This is a genomic window from Streptomyces sp. MBT65 (assembly GCF_016612545.1).
Lineage (GTDB): Bacteria > Actinomycetota > Actinomycetes > Streptomycetales > Streptomycetaceae > Streptomyces.
The window spans coordinates 1-17,279 of the sequence record NZ_JAENRY010000026.1 but is presented as its reverse complement, the minus strand read 5'-3'; the positions used below and the strand labels follow the sequence as shown (position 1 = coordinate 17,279).

Here is a 17,279-nt window from a genome sequence, read left to right as displayed (position 1 = left end):
CATGACGCAGCCGAAGAAGCCCCGCACGTCCCGGCAGCCCAACGGCGCCTCCACCATCTACCTTGGCAAGGACGGTCGTTGGCACGGCCGCGTCACCGTCGGCGTCAAGGACGACGGCAGCCCGGACCGCCGTCACGCCAGTCGCAAGACGCGCGCCGAGATCACCAAGGTCGTACGCGAGCTGGAACGCAAGCGCGACGCCGGAAGCGTCCGCAAGGCCGGCCAGCACTGGACGGTGGAGACCTGGCTCACGCACTGGGTGGAGAACATCGCCGCACCGAGCGTTGGCGAGTACACGATCGACGGCTACCGAGTCGCCGTCTACCGCCACCTCATTCCCGGCTTGGGCGCCCATCGCTTGGAGAAGCTCGAACCCGAGCACATCGAGCGGTTCTACAAGAAGATGCAGGAGGCAGGCAGCGCCGCCGGCACCGCACACCAGGTCCACCGCACCCTGAATACCTCCCTCAACGAGGCTGTGCGGCGGCGGCACATCACCCTCAACCCCGTCTCGATCGCCAAGGCGCCGAAACTGGAGGAAGAGGAGGTCGAGCCCTACACGATCGAGGAGGTCCAGCGGCTCCTGCTCGAAGCGGACAAGCATCGCAACACCGCCCGGTGGGTCATCGCCCTGGCCCTCGGTCTGCGCCAGGGCGAGGTCTTGGGCCTGAAGTGGGAGGACGTCCACTTCGACGCCGGTGTGATTCGGGTACGACAGAGCCGCCTGCGGCCTCGCTACAAGCACGGCTGCGGCAACCGCTGCGGCCGTATGCCCGGTTACTGCCCGCAGAAGATCAACACCCGCAAGGAGACCAAGGGAACGAAGTCCAAGGCGGGCAAGCGCCCGATCGGTGTCCCCGAGGAACTCCTGAAGCTGCTCCAGCAGCACAAGGAGGAGCAGGCCCGCGAGCGCACCCTCGCCCGCAACCTGTGGGTCGAGAAGGGGTACGTGTTCACCTCGCCGACCGGCGAACCGCTCAACCCCAACACCGATTACCACCGGTGGAAGGACCTGTTGAAGGCTGCCGCCGTCCGCGACGGCCGCCTCCACGACGCTCGCCACACGGCCGCGACCGTGCTGCTCATCCTCGGTGTCCCCGATGCCGTGGTGGACCGGATCATGGGCTGGGAGCCCGGCAACTCGGCCCGGATGCGCCGCCGTTACCAGCACCTGACCGGTCGCGTGCTGAGGGACACGGCCGCCAAGGTCAGCGGACTGCTGTGGCCTATGGCCGCTGGCCGAGGAAGGGAGGCTACCGATGAGGCGGGTGCTTCCGCCGAGGTGTTGGTGTACGTCGCTCGCATCGGCGAATACCTCGTCCCCTTCCGCGACCGTGGGCACGCCGACTCCCTCGTGGAACGCTGGCGCTCCGAACGGCCAGGTCAGATGGCTGAGGTTGAGGAGTGGGACCGGTGGAAGTGGGAGCGGGAAGGGGCTGGTGGCCCGGGCTCCGTCCGCGACCGCCTTCCCGACCGCCGCGTCGTTCACCATGCCCACGCAGCCTTCCTGCCCGGCGGCGCGCGTGAGTCGGCTACTCGTCCCGATCCGTGGTCGGTGGATGCCTGGGAGTTCGAGACGGATCTCTACACCGACCAGGTGGTGCGCTGGAGCACCGCTCGCCGTCTGGGAGGAGAGATCGACGTTCGGGCGAGCGGCACGGACGAAGGAGCGGTGACGGCGGCCTTTGCGGCGGCCTGCGCACAGGCTGCGGATCGCGCGAAGGATCCGGGAAAGTACGGCGACAGTGAGAAGCGGTAGCCGTAGATGAGTTAGGTGGGCTGTTCCGGGAACGGTGCAGCCCACCGGCCATTACGGGCTCGTAGACGTCCCGTCGGCACCGTGCTGTGAACGGCTCGGGGTCCCTCCAGCCACGAAGAGGGCTGCCGCGACGGAGGCCAACGCAAGCACGATGAACAGGCGGGGATACCCGCCGAGCGGTCCGGCCAGAGCGGCTCCCGCGAACGGCGCCAGAGCAGACGCGATGGTGGCAGGCGCAGCCAACAGCCCGGATAGGCGCCCGTAGTGGGTCGTGCCCCAGCGGTCGGTGACGGCGGTGGCCTGGAGCAGGGTGAGGTTGCCCCGCACTATTCCGGCCGCGATCGTGATGCCCATGAGCAAGGGGAAGGGGCCGGAGACCATCGCGAACCCGGCGGTCGTGATCCCGCCGAGCCCGATCAGGGCGACAGCGCGGGTGGTGACGCCGGTGCGGCGGGCGAGGGTCGCGTACAGGGTGCGGCCGAGGGTCTGGCCCAGGCCGCCGAGTCCGAGGGCCCAGGCAGCGGCGGTGGGGCTGGCGCCGCGTGCGATCAGCAGAGGGACGAGGGCGATGACGACCGCGTACATGGCGAAGCTGTTCAACGTGAGTGCGGTGGCGAGCATCAGGAACGGCCGGCTGCGGGTCACTGAGCCGCTGTTGGTGGCCTGTCGGGACGGCGGCGCCGGGGCGGATGGCCAGGGTCCTCGGAGCGCGAGGGCATGGGCGGGGATGGTCACGAGGGCCAGGATCACCGCGAGTACGGCGTACGTGCTGCGCCAGCTCAGGTGCTCGGCGAGCGTCGCGGTCAGGGGTGCGAAGGCGGTGGAGGCCAGGCCGCCGGCGAGGGTGACGATGGTGAGCGCGCGGACGCGGTCCTCGCCCCACCATCGGGTGAGGGCGGCGAAGGCAGGCTGGTAGAAGGTGGCGGCGATGGCGAGGCCGGCCAGGAGCCAGGCGGCAGTGAAGGCGATCAGGTTGGGCGCGAAGGCGATGGCCAGCACGGCGACGACGCCCAGGACGGAGCCGGTGGTCATCACAGCGCGCGGGCCTCGGCGGTCGATGATGCGGCCGATGGGTATGCCGGTGAGGGCGGAGATCAGGAGCGCGCCCGAGAAGGCGGCGGTGGTGGCGGTCGTCGACCAGCCGGTGGCGGCGGTGATCTGCGGATTGAGGACCGGGAAGGCGTAGTAGACGATGCCCCAGCTGGTGATCTGGGTGGCGCACAGGGCGGGCAGGGCGGCGCGGGGCCGTGACCGGTCTCCCGTCCCGGTCACGGCCCCGCTGGTGTGAAGGTGGGTCATCGGCGGATCAGCAGCAGCCGCCCGCGGCGACCGGTTCCTTCGCCCCGGTGCCGGCTGCGGAGTCGGCTGTGCCGGTGCAGCAGGTGCTGCCTCGCTGCTTGGCCAGGGAGTCGGCGTCGGCCTTGACGACGTAGACCTCCCAGGATTCCTGGCCGGGGCCGTGGACCCAGACCTTGTCCTGGAGGGCGTAGCAGCAGGTGGTGTCGTTCTCCACGTCGGTGGCCAGACCCGCCTCGCCCAGGAGGGCGGTGGCTGCCTTGACCGCCTCGGTCGTCTCGACTTCGACGCCGAGGTGGTCCATGCGGGTCGCCTCGCCTGCGGTGCCTTCGATGAGGACGAGCTTGAGCGGGGGCTCGGTGATGGCGAAGTTGGCGTAGCCGTCGCGGAGTTTGGCGGGCTCGGTGCCGAAGAGCTTCGTGTAGAAGGCGACGGACGCGTCGAGGTCGGGGACGCGCAGAGCGAGCTGTACGCGGGACATGGCGAATCTCCTGGGGTGGATGGGGAGTTCAGCAGCCGCCGGACGCGGTTGCGGGAGTGCCGATGCCGATCTGCAGGGTGGCCGGGGCGGCGCAGCAGCCGCCGCCTTCGCTGCTCTGGGCGGCGTCGGGGTCGTCGAACAGGCCCGCGCCGCCGCAGACGCCGGTCTCCGGCAGGGTCAGCTCGACGCGCTCGGCGGCCTCGTGGTCGCCGGCGAGGGCGGCGGTGATGGAGCGGACCTGCTCGTAGCCGGTCATCGCGAGGAACGTGGGCGCGCGGCCGTAGGACTTCATGCCGACCAGGTAGACGCCCTGCTCCGGATGAGAAAGCTCGTTCACGCCGTGCGGGTAGACCGTTCCGCAGGAGTGGACGTTCGGGTCGATGAGCGGGGCCAGCGCGGTGGGGGCCTGGAGGCGCTCGTCGAGGCCGAGGCGGAGTTCGGAGAGGAAGGACAGGTCGGGGCGGAAGCCGGTCAGGACGATGACCTCGTCGACCGGGTCAAGGCGGCGGCCGTCCTCAGCGACGAGGACCAGCAGGTCACCCTCCCGCTCCACAGCCTGTGTGCGGAAGCCGGTGACCGCGCTCGCGTGGCCGGCCTCGACGGCCGCCTTGGCACGCAGGCCCAGCGCGCCGCGCGCGGGCAGCTCGTCCGCCTCGCCACCGCCGTACGTGCTCGCGCCGATGCCCCGGCGCAGGATCCACACCGCGTGGGTCCCCTTCTCCTCCTTGGCGAGATCAGCGAGGTAGGCGAGGGCGGTGAAGGCGGAGGCACCCGAACCGATGACAGCGGTGCGCCTGCCCGCGTACCGGGCGCGGACGGCCGGGTTGCCCAGGTCGGGGACCTGGTAGGAGATGCGCTCGGCGGCCGTCTTCTCGCCGAGGGCGGGCAGGCCGTCGGCGCCCAGCGGGCTGGGGGTCGACCAGGTGCCGGAGGCGTCGATGACGGCGCGGGCGGCAAGCAGTTCCTCGCGGCCGTCGGCGAACTGGAGGTGGACGGTGAAGGGCTGCTCGTCGCGGCCGGAGTCGACGATGCGGTCCCGGCCCGCGCGGGCGACTCCGGTCACCTGCGTGCCGTAGCGGACCTTGTCGCCGATGACGTCGGCGAGCGGCTGCAGGTACTTCTCGGCCCAGTCACCGCCGGTGGGGTAGGCGGCGCCGTCCGGGCGGACCCAGCCGGTGGGGGCGAGGAGCTTCTCCGCGGCCGGGTCGGTGACCTCGGCCCAGGGGGAGAACAGCCGCACATGCGACCAGGCCCGCACCGCGGTGCCGGCGGACGGCCCGGCCTCCAGGACGAGCGGTTCGAGCCCGCGCTCGATGAGGCGGGCGGCGGCGGCCAGGCCAATCGGGCCGGCTCCGATGACCACGACGGGCAGCTGGTCGGTGGTGGGCGCGTTCACGAGACTCCCCTTTGTTTCGACGTTTGTCGATGTCTTCTCCGCCCAGGGTGACACCTGATTAGACAGCAGTCAACATAGACATTCATCGAATCTGGACCGTCGGCACACTCTCGCCAGCCTGGTTCGATGTGTGTCAACATAGATGCATGTCTAATACGAAGGTGCTGCCGCTGCTTGAGCCCGAGGTCTCCGAGACCGTGGCGCCGTGCTGCCCTCCGCTGACCGAGCGCCCCTTCACGGCCGGTGAGGCCGAGACGGCCGCGCGGATGTTCAAGGCACTCGGCGACCCGGTGCGGCTGCGGCTGTTCTCGTCGGTGGCCTCGCACGAGGGCGGTGAGGCGTGCGTGTGCGACATCTCCGACGTCGGGGTGTCCCAGCCGACCGTCTCCCACCACTTGAAGAAGCTCAAGGAGGCCGGGCTGCTCTCCTCGGAGCGGCGCGGCACGTGGGTGTACTACCGGGTGGAGCCGGCGGTCCTCGCTGCGATGGGTCAGCTGCTGACCAAGGCCGCGCCAGCCACCTGACCTGCACGGATCAGCTCGCCCGCATCCTGAGGTTTCACAGCTTGCTGGTGCGGGGGCTCAGTCGTGGCGGGCGAGCTTGACCGCGGAAACGACCAGGATCAGGGCCAGTGCGGGAATGAGCACCAGGTCCGGGAAGACGCCGAGCAGCAGGCCGCCCAGCAGCGCACCTGCGACCGAACCCGCGGCCATGACCCCGGTGAAGCGCAGATTGGCACCCAGCACGGCGAAGCTGCCGTCACTGCTGTAGCGGGCGAAGGCCACCAGCATCGTCGGCAATGACACCAGCAGGGGCAGGCTGCCCGCGGTCTTGATGTCCACCGCGAACAGCAGCACGATCGTCGGGATCAGCAACTCACCCCCGGCTACGCCCATGACCGCCGCGACCACCCCGATCCCGAAGCCCGCCACGACCCCGCAGGGCACCCGGGCCCACAGCGGGAGCGCGAGCGTCCCCACGGTCGCGAGGTGCGTAGCCATCAGGGCCGCGGCCATCAGCACCATCAACGCCGCCAGCACTTTGTACAGGGTGGAGCTGCGCATCCGCACCGCCCACGAGGCCCCGGCCCAAGCGCCCAGCAGACTCCCGGCCAGCAGGTTGACCGCGACAGACCAGTGCGCGGCCACTTCAGAGGCGGAGACGGCTGCCAGGCGGGCGGGCAGCGCGGCCAGGACCACGACCAGGCTCATCGCCTTGTTCAGGATGACCGCGGCGAGCGCGGCGAACCCGAACAAGCCGATCAGCAGCGGCAGACGGAACTCCGCGCCGCCCAGACCGATCATCCCGCCCAGCACGCCGATGCCTGCTCCCGCGCCGAACACCAAGGGCGTCGCGTGTATCGAACGTGCGGGAGCGAGATCCCTGCCGGTGGTCATGATGGGCATCTTTGCTGGCAGCGACCCCTGCCCGCTACGGCGCCTACTCACCTTTCAGGGAAACGCACCAGCCGCACTCCGTGCGGTGGACGGCTTCGAGCCGGCTGGCCAGCTCCTGGCGGGCGGTCGAGGCAGGGGCATATCCGATCCGGTTCCGAGAGGACTTCAGCCAACGGCGACCTGCGGAAACGTGATCACTCCGGGGCCCGCGCGCCCGTCCCGTCCCGGGAGTCGCGGAACATGACCGCTTACTGCCGGACCGCGGCCGGCGCCGCTTCGGCCGCGGGGGCGTCGCGCAGGCCGAGTCGTAGGTGCTCGACGTGGAAGAGGGCCTGTTCCAACAGCTCGGCGACGTGGTTGTCGTAGAGGGCGTAGACGATGGAACGGCCGTGGCGTTCTCCGGTGACGAGTCCGAGGTTGCGCAGCAGGCGGAGCTGGTGGGAGCAGGCGGAGGCTTCCATGCCCACGGCCTCGGCGAGGTCGCCGACCGCGCAGGGGCCTTCCTGGAGGCGGGCCAGGATGTAGAGGCGCGAAGGGGTGGCAAGGGCCTGGAGGGTGGCGGCGACGTCACTGGCCCCCGCCGCGTCCAGGCGCTCGCGGGGGGTGACGTGGTTGTTGTTGTCCTCGGCTCCGTGACCCATGCCGCCCATCCTACCGGCTACATCTGAAGACCTGTTCAGGTGTTCCTGTACGGTGGATGTATTGCCGCCTTCCATCCCTGAAGGGTTGTTTTGTCATGCCTTCCGACCTGCTCCAGCGCCCCGAAAGGGCAGCTCCGGCCGCCCTCCGTATGGCGCCGAAGCGCCGTACCCGGGTGTTCGCCCTGGCCGAGGCCCGCTGGGCCGCCGCGGCGCTGGTGCTGTTCCTGACCGCGCTGCCCCTTCAGCTGACCGGCGCTCCCGCCTGGGTGTGGAGTCCGCTGTACGCCGCCGCCTACGTCACCGGCGGGTGGGAACCGGCCTGGGCGGGCCTGACGGCGCTGCGGGAGAAGACCCTGGATGTGGACCTGCTGATGATCGTGGCCGCGATCGGTGCGGCGTCGATCGGGCAAGTGATGGACGGCGCGCTGCTGATCGTCATCTTCGCCACCTCCGGCGCCCTGGAGGCGCTGGCGACCGCCCGCACCCAGGACGCGGTCCGCGGTCTGCTCGACCTCGCCCCCGCCACCGCGACCCGGCTGGCCGATGACGGGAGCGAGGAGAGCGTCGCGACCGGGGACCTGGTGGTCGGCGACATGATCCTGGTCCGGCCCGGGGAGCGGGTCGGTGCGGACGGCCGGGTACTGGAGGGGGCCAGCGACGTCGACCAGGCCACCATCACCGGCGAGCCGCTGCCGGTCGCGAAGGAGATGGGGGACGAGGTCTTCGCCGGGACGCTGAACGGCACCGGTGCCGTGCGGGTCAAGGTCGAGCGGGACGCTTCGGACTCGGTGATCGCCCGTATCGTGGCGATGGTCGAGGAGGCTTCCGTCACCAAGGCGCCCACCCAGCTGTTCATCGAGAAGGTCGAGCAGCGGTACAGCCTGGGCATGGTCGTCGCGACTCTGGCGGTTTTCCTGGTCCCCCTCGTGTTCGGCGCGGACCTCACCGGCTCGTTGCTGCGGGCGATGACCTTCATGATCGTGGCCTCGCCGTGCGCGGTGGTCCTGGCGACGATGCCGCCGCTGCTCTCGGCCATCGCCAACGCCGGACGTCACGGCGTCCTGGTGAAGTCCGCCGTGGTCATGGAGCGTCTCGGGCAGGTCGACGCGGTCGCACTCGACAAGACCGGCACCCTCACCGAGGGCACCCCCCGCGTCACCGACATCCGCCCCCTGGACGGCTCCGGCCTGAACGAGGACACCCTCCTGGCACTCGCCGCCGCAGCCGAGCACCCCAGCGAACACCCCCTGGCCCGCGCCGTCGTCGACGCCGCCCGCACCCACGGCCTGGCCATCGCCGAGATGCGGGACTTCACCTCCACCCCCGGCGTCGGTGTCACGGCTGTCGTCGACGGCCGCATGGTTGCGGTCGGCGCCCCCGCCCGCCTCCTCGACGGCAACGACGACACCGCCTCGGTCCGTGCCGCCGACGTCGCGGCCGAGCTGGAGGACGGCGGCCGCACGGCCGTCCTGGTCCTGCGCGACGGCTCTCCGGTCGGCGTGCTGGGCATCGCCGACCGGCTGCGTCCCGACGCCGCCGCGACCGTCGCCGCCCTGACCACCCTGACCGGCAGCATGCCGATGCTGGTGACGGGCGACAACCCGCGCGCCGCCGCCCGCCTGGCCGCCGAGGTCGGCATCCCCGGCGACGAGGTCCACGCCGGCCTGCTGCCCCAGGACAAGGTAGAAGCCGTACGGCGCCTGGAGGCCCGGGGGCGCAAGGTCCTGGTCATCGGCGACGGCGTCAACGACGCCCCCGCCCTGGCCGCCGCCCACACCGGCATCGCCATGGGCCGCGCCGGCTCCGACCTCGCCCTGGAGACCGCCGACGCCGTCATCGTCCGCGACGAACTCGCCACCATCCCCACCGTCGTGAGCCTGTCGCGGGCCGGCCGCCGCCTGGTGGTGCAGAACCTGGTCATCGCCGCAGTGTTCATCTCCGGCCTGGTCATCTGGGACCTGGCGGGCCACCTGCCGCTGCCGCTCGGTGTGCTCGGCCACGAGGGCTCGACCGTCATCGTCGGCCTCAACGGGCTGCGCCTGCTCCGCGACGCCGCCTGGAACCGCGCCGCGAAGGACGTGCGGTGAGCCGCCGCAACAAGAAGGCCGCCCCAGCCCGGGGGCGGCCCGGCCCACCGTCACAGTCTGCCGAGGCTGCTGCTGCGGCACCCCGGCCAAAGTGCCGCGCCTGGACCACGAAGCCCAGCTCACCGACCTGCGCGCTCAGCTGGCCGCAGTCGCCATGGTCCGGCGAACCGACTGCCTGGACGCATGCGAGCGCGCCAACGTCATCGTCATCCAGCCCTCAGCCGAAGGCCGCAGAGCTGGCGGACGCCCGGTATGGCTCGGGCAGGTCAACGACCCCGGCGCCGCTGCCGACATCGCTGCCTGGGTCAGGGACGGCGGCCCCGGCCTCGCCGAGGCGCCCGGCATCCTCGACCTCTACACGTTCAGCCCGTCCCGACGCGTCCGCCACGAACTCGAAGACTGACCCGACCCCAGCCGGGGTGCTGTCGCCTCCAGCCGCACACCGGCGGCGAGCCTGACCTGGCCGCCGCCGATCACCACCACCTTGGTCGTGCTGGTCACTCGGCCGATCGTCCGGGCATGAAGATGAGCGCGACCAGCGCCAGCCCGACCACGCCGCCGACGACCTGCATGCCGATGAACCCCGCAAGCGAGCCGGGGGCGATGCCAGCGAACGTGTCGGTGAACGCGCGGCCGATGGTCACCGCCGGATTCGCGAAGGACGTGGACGAGGTGAACCAGTACGCGGCGCCGATGTAGGAGGCGACCGCGACCGGCGCGAAGCGCAGCTGGTCCGCCCTGGCCAGGCCGAAGATCAGCAGGATCAGGCCGGCCGTCGCGACGACCTCGCCCAGCAGCAGATGCCCCGCCGACCGGTCGTGGGTGGACCACTTCACCAGCGGCTCGCTGAACATCGCGTCCGCCAGGATCGCGCCCGCGATCGCGCCGACGATCTGCGCGGGCACGTACACCGCCACCTCGCGCGGGGTGACCCCGGGACCGCCGCGCCGGGCGGTCCACCACTCGGCGAGCGTGACGACCGGGTTGAAGTGGGCGCCGGAGACCGGGCCGAGCAGGAGGATCAGGATGCCGAGGCCGAAGACGGTGGCGGTGGAGTTGGCCAGCAGCTGGAGGCCGACGTCCTTGGTGAGTTCGGTGGCCTGGATGCCGGAGCCGACCACGACCGCTACGAGCAGGGCGGTGCCTATGAGTTCGGCGGCGGCCCGGGCGACCAGCGGGGTGCGCGGCGGAGTGGCGCCCGGCGCGGACCCGACGGTTGCGGGTGCTGGAGCGGGTGTCGCGGACTCCGCGGTCGGGGCGGCTTCGGCGGCGGTCATGGACAGGCCCTCTTGTTCTCTGCGGCGGCGCGCGCGGACTCGGCCAGCTCGGCGAACTGGCCGGCGAGTGAGGCGAGGACGTCGGGCTTGAGCCGGTAGTAGATGTACCGGCCGCACGGCTCCGTCTCGACGAGCCCGGCCTCGCGCAGCACCTTCATGTGGTTGGACAGGTTGGTCTGCTTGGCACCGGTCTTTTCCACGAGGTGGGTGGTGCACAGCGTCTCTTGGGCGAGCAGGGTCACGATCTGGAGCCTGAGCGGGTCGGCCAGAACCCGGATCAGATCAGTGTCGACTGACGTCAGCATGGACTGATACTTTCATATCAGTGGTGGCTGACACCACCAGGTACTGATGTCATTCGCACCTGATGCCGCCTGATCCCGTCGTGAGACAAGAGAGACCTCTGATGTCCGACAAGCCCTCCGTGCTGTTCGTCTGCGTCCACAACGCCGGCCGTTCCCAGATGGCCGCCGCGTGGCTGACCCACCTGGCCGGTGACCGCGTCGAGGTCCGCTCCGCCGGCTCCAACCCCGGCGCGGGCGTCAACCCGGCCGCCGTCGAGGCCATGGCCGAGGTCGGCATCGACATCTCCGCCGAGGTCCCGAAGATCCTCACCGTGGACGCGGTGAAGGAGTCGGACGTCTGCATCACCATGGGCTGCGGCGACACCTGCCCCGTCTTCCCCGGCAAGCGGTACCTCGACTGGCAGCTGGAGGACCCGGCGGGCCAGGGCGTCGCGGCGGTCCGTCCGATCCGCGACGAGATCAAGGTGCTCGTCGAGGGCCTGATCAAGGAGATTGCGCCCGAGCCGCAGGCATGAGCACCGCGACCGACACGGTCGGGGACGTCCGCAACGTCATCGTCATCGGCTCAGGTCCGGCCGGATACACCGCCGCCCTCTACGCCGCCCGTGCCTCGCTGAAGCCGCTGGTCTTCGAGGGCGCGGTCACGGCCGGCGGCGCGCTCGTGCAGACGACCGAGGTGGAGAACTTCCCCGGCTTCCCGGGCGGCATCATGGGCCCGGACCTGATGGACAACATGCGGGCCCAGGCCGCACACTTCGGCGCCGAGCTGATCCCCGACGACATCGTCGCCGTCGACCTCACCGGCACCGTCAAGACCGTCACCGACTCGGCGGGGACGGTCCACCGGGCGAAGGCCGTCATCGTGGCGACCGGCTCGCAGCACCGGAAGCTGGGACTGCCCGGCGAGGACGCGCTCTCCGGCCGAGGTGTGTCGTACTGCGCGACCTGCGACGGCTTCTTCTTCCGCGAGCACGACATCGTGGTGGTCGGCGGCGGCGACACGGCGATGGAGGAAGCCACCTTCCTCTCCCGCTTCGCCCGCTCCGTGACGATCGTCCACCGCCGCGACACCCTGCGCGCGTCCAAGACCATGCAGGACCGCGCGCTCGCGGACCCGAAGATCTCCTTCGCCTGGAACAGCGAGGTCGCCGCAATCCGCGAGGACGGCGGCAAGCTCGCCGGGCTCACCCTGCGCGACACCGTCACCGGCGAGACCACCCGCCTCCCGGCTACGGGTCTGTTCGTCGCCATCGGCCACGACCCGCGCACCGACCTGGTCACCGGCCAGCTCGACCTGGACGACGAGGGCTACCTCAAGGTCGCCTCCCCCTCCACCCGTACCAACATCACGGGCGTCTTCGGCGCGGGCGACGTGGTCGACCACACCTACCGCCAGGCCATCACCGCGGCCGGGTCCGGCTGCGCCGCCGCCCTCGACGCCGAGCGATACCTCGCCGCCCTGAGCGACACCGACACCGCCGACGAAGCAGTCACAGCCGCTGTCTGACGCTCCCTGGAGAAACACCATGGCTCTCAAGAACGTCACCGAGGACTCCTTCGACCAGGACGTCCTCGCCAGCGACAAACCCGTCCTGGTCGACTTCTGGGCCGCCTGGTGCGGCCCCTGCCGCCAGATCGCCCCGTCGCTGGAGGCGATCGCCGCCGAGCCCGGCGACAAGATCGAGATCGTCAAGCTCAACATCGACGAGAACCCGGGCGTCGCCGCCCGCTACGGCGTGATGTCCATCCCGACGCTGAACCTCTACAAGGGCGGCGAGATCGTACAGACCATCGTGGGCGCGAAGCCGAAGGCCGCCCTCGAACGCGAACTCGCCGACCACCTCGCCTGACCCGCAACGCCGGTGGGGGCGCGAACAGCAGCCCCCACCACCTCCCCTTCTCCGATCTCCGACGGAGGTTTCCCGATGGCCAGCAAACGCATCGTCGCCATCGGCGGGAGCGACGCAGGCATCAGTGCGGCCCTGCGCGCCCGCGAGCTGGATCCCGAGGGCGAGGTCACCGTGGTGGTGGCCGACGCCTACCCGAACTTCTCCATCTGCGGCATCCCGTACTACGTCTCCGGCGAGGTCGACCACTGGAGCAATCTGGCCCACCGCACCCTCGACGACCTCAAGGCCACCGGCATGCAGGTGCGCACCAACACGCTCGCCACCGGCATCGACGTGACCGGCAAGCGCGTGATGGTGCGCGACGCGGACGGATGGATCGGGGAACTGCCGTACGACGCACTGATCGTGGGCACCGGAGCCGTCAGCTCCCGCCCGCCCATCGAGGGGCTGACAGGACCCGACGCGCTCGGCCCGCAGGACGGCGTCCATCTCCTGCACAACATGGGCGACACCTTCGGGGTCATGCAGTCCATCGCCGCGCGCCACCCCAAGTCGGCCGTCGTCATCGGCGCCGGCTACATCGGCCTGGAGATGGCCGAGGCCCTCACCACCCGCGGCCTCCAGGTCACGCAGATCGAGGCTCTCCCCGAGGTCCTGCCGACCGTCGATCCTGAGCTGGGCGCGCTGGTTCACGCCGAGCTGGAAGCGCACGGCGTCGAGGTCATCACCGGTACCCAGGTCTCCGCGATCACCCGCGACCCCGCCGGCGACGCCCTTCACGTACAGGCCAGCGGACCAGACGGTCAGCCGATCAGCCGCAGCGCCGACCTCGTCCTGGTCGTCGTCGGCGTACGACCCGACACCACCCTCGCCGCCACCGCCGGAGCCCGGCTCGGCGTGAAGGGCGCGATCGACGTCGACGAGTACATGCGCACCTCCCTGCCCGACGTCTACGCGGCCGGAGACTGCGCCGTCACCCACCACCGCCTTCTCGGCAAGACCTGGCTGCCGCTCGGAACGACCGCCCACAAGCAGGGCCGGATCGCCGGCGAGAACACCCTCGGCGGCAGCCGCTGGTTCGCCGGCAGTCTCGGCACGCAGGTGGTCAAGGTCTTCGACCTCGTCGCCGCTCGCACCGGCCTGCGCGACCACGAAGCCGCCGACGCCGGACGGGGCTGGGCACCGGCGACCACCGCGAGCCACCCCGACGACCACAAGGCTTACTACCCCGGCGCCACCCCGATCTCCATCCGCATCACCGGCGACACCGAAAGCGGCCTCCTGCTCGGCGCCCAACTCGTCGGACGGCGCGGCGCCGAGATCGCCAAGCGCGTGGACACGTACGCAACCGCCCTCTTCCACGGCATGCCGGTCGACAGCCTCAGCGAACTCGACCTCTCCTACACCCCACCCCTCGGCTCACCCTGGGACGCGGTCCAGATCGCAGCCCAGGCATGGATGAACGAGCACCACCTCGACGTACAGCGCCGCATGCTGGGCGTCTTCTGACACTGGGCATCGCCCTCTGGCTCTCATGGAACCCTTGACACCAAGGCATTAGCTCAATGAAAATTGAGTCAATGAATACTGAGTGGTCTGCATCGGTGGTGGCGCGAGCACAACGGCACGCGGCCCTGGGGGAGCCCGCACGTCTGGCGATCATCGACCGGCTGCTGCTGAGCGATGCCTCGCCCGGCGAACTGGGCCAGGAACTGGGCCTTCCCAGCAATCTCCTGGCCCACCACCTCAAGCTGCTCGAACAGGTCGGCCTGATCGAGCGGTCCCGCTCCGAGGGAGACCGGCGGCGCACCTATCTGCGTCTGCGCGTGGAAACCCTGGCCGACACCATGCCAGCCCTCCTGCGGACAGCGCCCCGTGTGGTGTTCGTCTGCACCCACAACTCCGCCCGCTCGCACCTCGCCGCCGCCCTCTGGAAACGCCACAGCACCATCCCGACCGCCTCGGCGGGAACAGAGCCCGCACGGCGCATCCACCCCCGCGCCGTCGCGACCGCCCGCAAACACGGCCTCTCCCTGACCCCGGCTTGCACCGCCCACATCGACGAGACGTTGCGCCCGGACGACCTCGTGGTCGCCGTCTGCGACAACGCTCACGAGCAGCTCGGCCCCCGGGTCCCCGACCGCCTGCACTGGTCGGTCCCCGACCCCACCCGCACCGGCACCGACGACGCCTTCGCCGACGCCCTGAGTGATCTCGCCGACCGGATCGACCGGCTGGCGCCCGCCGTCCGACCTCCTGGAGGCACCGATGACTGAGACCGCGCCCACCCCGCACCGCGACCTGAGCATCGACCAGCAACTCGCCCTGCGAACCGCCGCCACCCACCTGAGCCGCGAGTTCGACGGCGTCTTCGGCCACGAGACCATCGAACGATTCCTGCACACCAGCTACGACCAGTTCGCCGGCCGCAGCACCATCCCCAACTTCCTCCCGCTCATGGCCGAACGCTTCGCCCGCCAGCGCCTGCGCGCCCTCGCCAAGGTCGAAGGCCACCACGCCGACGGCAAGCCCGTCGTGCTCTTCCTCTGTGTCCACAACGCCGGACGCAGTCAGATGGCCATGGGCTTCTTCCAGCACCTCGCCGGCGAGAGCGCCGTCGCATGGTCGGGCGGCTCCGAACCCGGAAACGAGGTCAACCCGGCCGCCATCGACGCGATGAGCGAACGCGGCATCGACATCTCCCGCGAGTTCACCAAGCCCTGGACCGACGAGATCGTCCGCGCCGCCGACGTAGTCGTCAGCATGGGCTGCGGCGACGCCTGCCCCGTCTTCCCCGGCAAGCGCTACCTCGACTGGACCCTGGACGACCCCGCGGGCGAAACCGTCGACAACGTCCGCCCCATCCGCGACGACATCGAGCGCCGCGTCCGCGGACTTCTCGACGACCTCGGAGTTCCGGCACAGCATTGAAGGGAGACGGTGAACCAGATCACTGTTCACCGGAGTCCGTCCGGGTCCAATCACAGGAACTGAGACCAAAACTGAGACCACGCACGACGAAGGGCCCCACCACGAATGGTGGGGCCCTTCGACATCGTGCCCGGTGAGGCACTGGCGGAGGATACGAGATTCGAACTCGTGAGGGGTTGCCCCCAACACGCTTTCCAAGCGTGCGCCCTAGGCCACTAGGCGAATCCTCCGCGGCAAACAATACAAGACGTTGAGGAGTGCTCGCGAACTCGTTCCCCCCGCTCAGATCCTGTAGCCTGTGCGGAGCCCCTCACGCGGCGCTATCTGACTGAACTCCCCCAGGGCCGGAAGGCAGCAAGGGTAGGTTGGCTCTGGCGGGTGCGTGGGGGGCGCTTGCGTTCCCGGCGCCCGTGGCCGTGGCTGCGCCCGTAGCCGTAACCGCGGTTGCGGCCGAGGTTGCGGCAAGCTCGCCACCGGCCCCCGTTGTCAGTGCGCGCCTATAACCTCGTACGCGTGTCGTCTCTCGCGCTGTACCGCCGTTATCGCCCGGAGTCGTTCGCCGAGGTCATCGGGCAGGAGCATGTAACCGACCCGTTGCAGCAGGCGCTGCGGAACAACCGGGTCAATCACGCGTACCTGTTCAGCGGGCCGCGAGGCTGCGGCAAGACCACGAGCGCGCGCATCCTGGCCCGCTGTCTGAACTGCGAGAAGGGCCCCACCCCCACCCCCTGCGGCGAGTGCCTGTCCTGCCGCGACCTCGCGCGCAACGGACCCGGTTCCATCGACGTCATCGAGATCGACGCCGCGTCGCACGGTGGTGTGGACGACGCCCGTGAGCTGCGCGAGAAGGCCTTCTTCGGGCCCGCGAGCAGCCGTTACAAGATCTACATCATCGACGAGGCCCACATGGTCACGCCGGCCGGCTTCAACGCGCTGCTCAAGGTCGTCGAAGAGCCGCCGGAGCACCTCAAGTTCATCTTCGCGACCACCGAGCCCGAGAAGGTCATCGGGACGATCCGGTCGCGCACCCATCACTACCCCTTCCGGCTCGTGCCGCCCAGCACCCTGCGCGACTACCTGGGTCAGGTCTGCGGGCAGGAGGACATCCCCGTCGAGGACGGCGTACTGCCGCTCGTCGTGCGGGCGGGTGCCGGTTCCGTGCGTGACTCCATGTCCGTCATGGACCAGTTGCTCGCGGGCGCGAGCACCGACGGTGTGACATACGCCATGGCCACCTCGCTGCTCGGCTACACCGACGCCTCGCTCCTCGACTCCGTCATCGAGGCCTTCGCCACCGGTGACGGCGCCGCCGCCTTCGAGGTAGTCGACCGCATCATCGAGGGCGGCAACGACCCGCGCCGCTTTGTCGCCGACCTGCTGGAGCGCCTCCGCGACCTGGTGATCCTCGCCGCCGTCCCCGACGCCCTCGACAAGGGCCTCATCGACGCCCCCGCCGACGTACTGGAACGCATGCAGGCCCAGGCCGGCACCTTCGGCGCGGCCGAGCTCAGCCGCGCCGCCGACCTCGTCAACACCGGCCTGACCGAGATGCGCGGCACCACCTCCCCCCGCCTCCAACTCGAGCTCATCTGCGCCCGTGTGATGCTCCCCGCCGCCTACGGCGACGAGCAGTCGGTCATGGCCCGCCTCGACCGACTGGAACGGGGCGTCAACTTCTCGGGTGGCGGCGCAGCGCCCGCCATGGGCTACGCCCCCGGACCCGACGCCCACGCCCACAACCCGGTCCACACTCCTGCCCCTGCCCACGCGGGTGCCGCACCCGTCCCGCCGGGCAGTGGCGCCGCCGCCGCACGCGCAGCCGTACGAGGTCCAGGGGCACCCGCGTGGGCAGGGGCAGG

18 protein-coding genes, 1 tRNA gene and 1 other RNA gene are annotated in these 17,279 nt (G+C 70.5%); 12 read left to right on the top strand and 8 right to left on the bottom strand.

The genetic code is table 11. The features are described 5' to 3' along the window. Window position 1 precedes the first annotated feature (1 nt). Window positions 2–1,759: a tyrosine-type recombinase/integrase gene (locus tag JHN63_RS08535; protein ID WP_200678476.1), complete on the top strand. Its 1,758-nt coding sequence runs from the start codon at window positions 2–4 to the stop codon at window positions 1,757–1,759. Between the two features lie 51 nt (window positions 1,760–1,810). On the opposite strand, the gene JHN63_RS08530 is transcribed toward JHN63_RS08535, so the two are convergent. From JHN63_RS08530 to JHN63_RS08520, 3 genes are read right to left on the bottom strand one after another with little or no spacing between them, the layout of a single operon-like run. Beyond that, on the bottom strand, window positions 1,811–3,058 hold the full coding sequence (locus JHN63_RS08530; protein WP_200678474.1) for an MFS transporter: 1,248 nt from the start codon (window positions 3,056–3,058) through the stop codon (window positions 1,811–1,813). 7 nt (window positions 3,059–3,065) lie between these two features. Beyond that, window positions 3,066–3,536, bottom strand: coding sequence for an ArsI/CadI family heavy metal resistance metalloenzyme (locus tag JHN63_RS08525; RefSeq protein WP_200678473.1), 471 nt, complete (start codon window positions 3,534–3,536; stop codon window positions 3,066–3,068). Window positions 3,537–3,564: 28 nt separating this feature from the next. After that, a complete protein-coding gene (locus JHN63_RS08520; RefSeq protein ID WP_200678471.1) occupies window positions 3,565–4,932 on the bottom strand; it encodes an NAD(P)-binding domain-containing protein in 1,368 nt (455 codons plus the stop codon). Window positions 4,933–5,078: 146 nt separating this feature from the next. Between JHN63_RS08520 and JHN63_RS08515 the strand changes: the two genes are divergently transcribed. Next, entirely contained in the window at window positions 5,079–5,456 is a 378-nt protein-coding gene (locus JHN63_RS08515; protein WP_200678470.1) for a helix-turn-helix transcriptional regulator, read from the top strand. A gap of 57 nt (window positions 5,457–5,513) precedes the next feature. On the opposite strand, the gene JHN63_RS08510 is transcribed toward JHN63_RS08515, so the two are convergent. Together JHN63_RS08510 and JHN63_RS08505 are read right to left on the bottom strand one after the other, a co-directional pair. Next, window positions 5,514–6,329, bottom strand: coding sequence for a sulfite exporter TauE/SafE family protein (locus JHN63_RS08510; RefSeq protein WP_200678469.1), 816 nt, complete (start codon window positions 6,327–6,329; stop codon window positions 5,514–5,516). A gap of 248 nt (window positions 6,330–6,577) precedes the next feature. Then, window positions 6,578–6,970, bottom strand: coding sequence for a metalloregulator ArsR/SmtB family transcription factor (locus JHN63_RS08505; RefSeq protein ID WP_200678468.1), 393 nt, complete (start codon window positions 6,968–6,970; stop codon window positions 6,578–6,580). Window positions 6,971–7,065: 95 nt separating this feature from the next. On the opposite strand from JHN63_RS08505, the gene JHN63_RS08500 reads away from it, so the two are divergent. Together JHN63_RS08500 and JHN63_RS08495 are read left to right on the top strand one after the other, a co-directional pair. Next, window positions 7,066–9,057 (top strand): heavy metal translocating P-type ATPase, encoded by a 1,992-nt coding sequence (locus JHN63_RS08500; protein WP_200678467.1) that lies wholly within the window; start codon window positions 7,066–7,068, stop codon window positions 9,055–9,057. 91 nt (window positions 9,058–9,148) lie between these two features. Then, window positions 9,149–9,460, top strand: a complete 312-nt coding sequence (locus JHN63_RS08495) for a (2Fe-2S) ferredoxin domain-containing protein (RefSeq protein WP_374222904.1) — start codon at window positions 9,149–9,151, stop codon at window positions 9,458–9,460. A gap of 94 nt (window positions 9,461–9,554) precedes the next feature. On the opposite strand, the gene JHN63_RS08490 is transcribed toward JHN63_RS08495, so the two are convergent. Then, window positions 9,555–10,334 carry an aquaporin gene (locus JHN63_RS08490; RefSeq protein WP_200678466.1) on the bottom strand — a complete coding sequence of 260 codons (780 nt, stop codon included), beginning with the start codon at window positions 10,332–10,334 and terminating at the stop codon, window positions 9,555–9,557. Next, window positions 10,331–10,639, bottom strand: a complete 309-nt coding sequence (locus tag JHN63_RS08485; RefSeq protein WP_200678465.1) for a helix-turn-helix transcriptional regulator — start codon at window positions 10,637–10,639, stop codon at window positions 10,331–10,333. The genes JHN63_RS08490 and JHN63_RS08485 overlap by 4 nt, the downstream gene beginning before the upstream one ends. A 101-nt stretch (window positions 10,640–10,740) precedes the next feature. On the opposite strand from JHN63_RS08485, the gene JHN63_RS08480 reads away from it, so the two are divergent. The 6 genes from JHN63_RS08480 to JHN63_RS52485 all read left to right on the top strand — a co-directional run bounded on the left by JHN63_RS08480 (window position 10,741) and on the right by JHN63_RS52485 (window position 15,420). Next, window positions 10,741–11,154 carry an arsenate reductase ArsC gene (locus JHN63_RS08480; RefSeq protein WP_200678464.1) on the top strand — a complete coding sequence of 138 codons (414 nt, stop codon included), beginning with the start codon at window positions 10,741–10,743 and terminating at the stop codon, window positions 11,152–11,154. Continuing rightward, window positions 11,151–12,146, top strand: a complete 996-nt coding sequence (gene trxB / locus JHN63_RS08475; protein WP_200678462.1) for a thioredoxin-disulfide reductase — start codon at window positions 11,151–11,153, stop codon at window positions 12,144–12,146. The genes JHN63_RS08480 and trxB overlap by 4 nt, the downstream gene beginning before the upstream one ends. 19 nt (window positions 12,147–12,165) lie before the next feature. Next, window positions 12,166–12,489: a thioredoxin gene (trxA, locus tag JHN63_RS08470; protein WP_200678460.1), complete on the top strand. Its 324-nt coding sequence runs from the start codon at window positions 12,166–12,168 to the stop codon at window positions 12,487–12,489. A gap of 75 nt (window positions 12,490–12,564) precedes the next feature. Next, complete coding sequence (locus JHN63_RS08465) at window positions 12,565–13,998, top strand: FAD-dependent oxidoreductase (RefSeq protein ID WP_200678458.1); 1,434 nt, start codon at window positions 12,565–12,567, stop codon at window positions 13,996–13,998. Window positions 13,999–14,069: 71 nt separating this feature from the next. Further along, window positions 14,070–14,765, top strand: a complete 696-nt coding sequence (locus JHN63_RS08460) for a helix-turn-helix domain-containing protein (protein ID WP_200678456.1) — start codon at window positions 14,070–14,072, stop codon at window positions 14,763–14,765. Next, entirely contained in the window at window positions 14,758–15,420 is a 663-nt protein-coding gene (locus tag JHN63_RS52485) for an arsenate reductase ArsC (protein WP_200678454.1), read from the top strand. Before JHN63_RS08460 ends, JHN63_RS52485 begins: the two co-directional genes overlap by 8 nt. Before the next feature lie 142 nt (window positions 15,421–15,562). Here the strand turns inward: JHN63_RS52485 and JHN63_RS08450 are convergent. Further along, a tRNA-Ser gene (locus JHN63_RS08450) sits at window positions 15,563–15,650 on the bottom strand. A gap of 71 nt (window positions 15,651–15,721) precedes the next feature. On the opposite strand from JHN63_RS08450, the gene ffs reads away from it, so the two are divergent. Both ffs and JHN63_RS08440 read left to right on the top strand, forming a co-directional pair. Beyond that, window positions 15,722–15,820, top strand: an RNA gene (gene ffs, locus JHN63_RS08445) — signal recognition particle sRNA small type. Between the two features lie 113 nt (window positions 15,821–15,933). Further along, the coding region (locus JHN63_RS08440) for a DNA polymerase III subunit gamma and tau (RefSeq protein WP_200678451.1) at window positions 15,934–17,279 on the top strand (1,346 nt) is incomplete at its 3' end.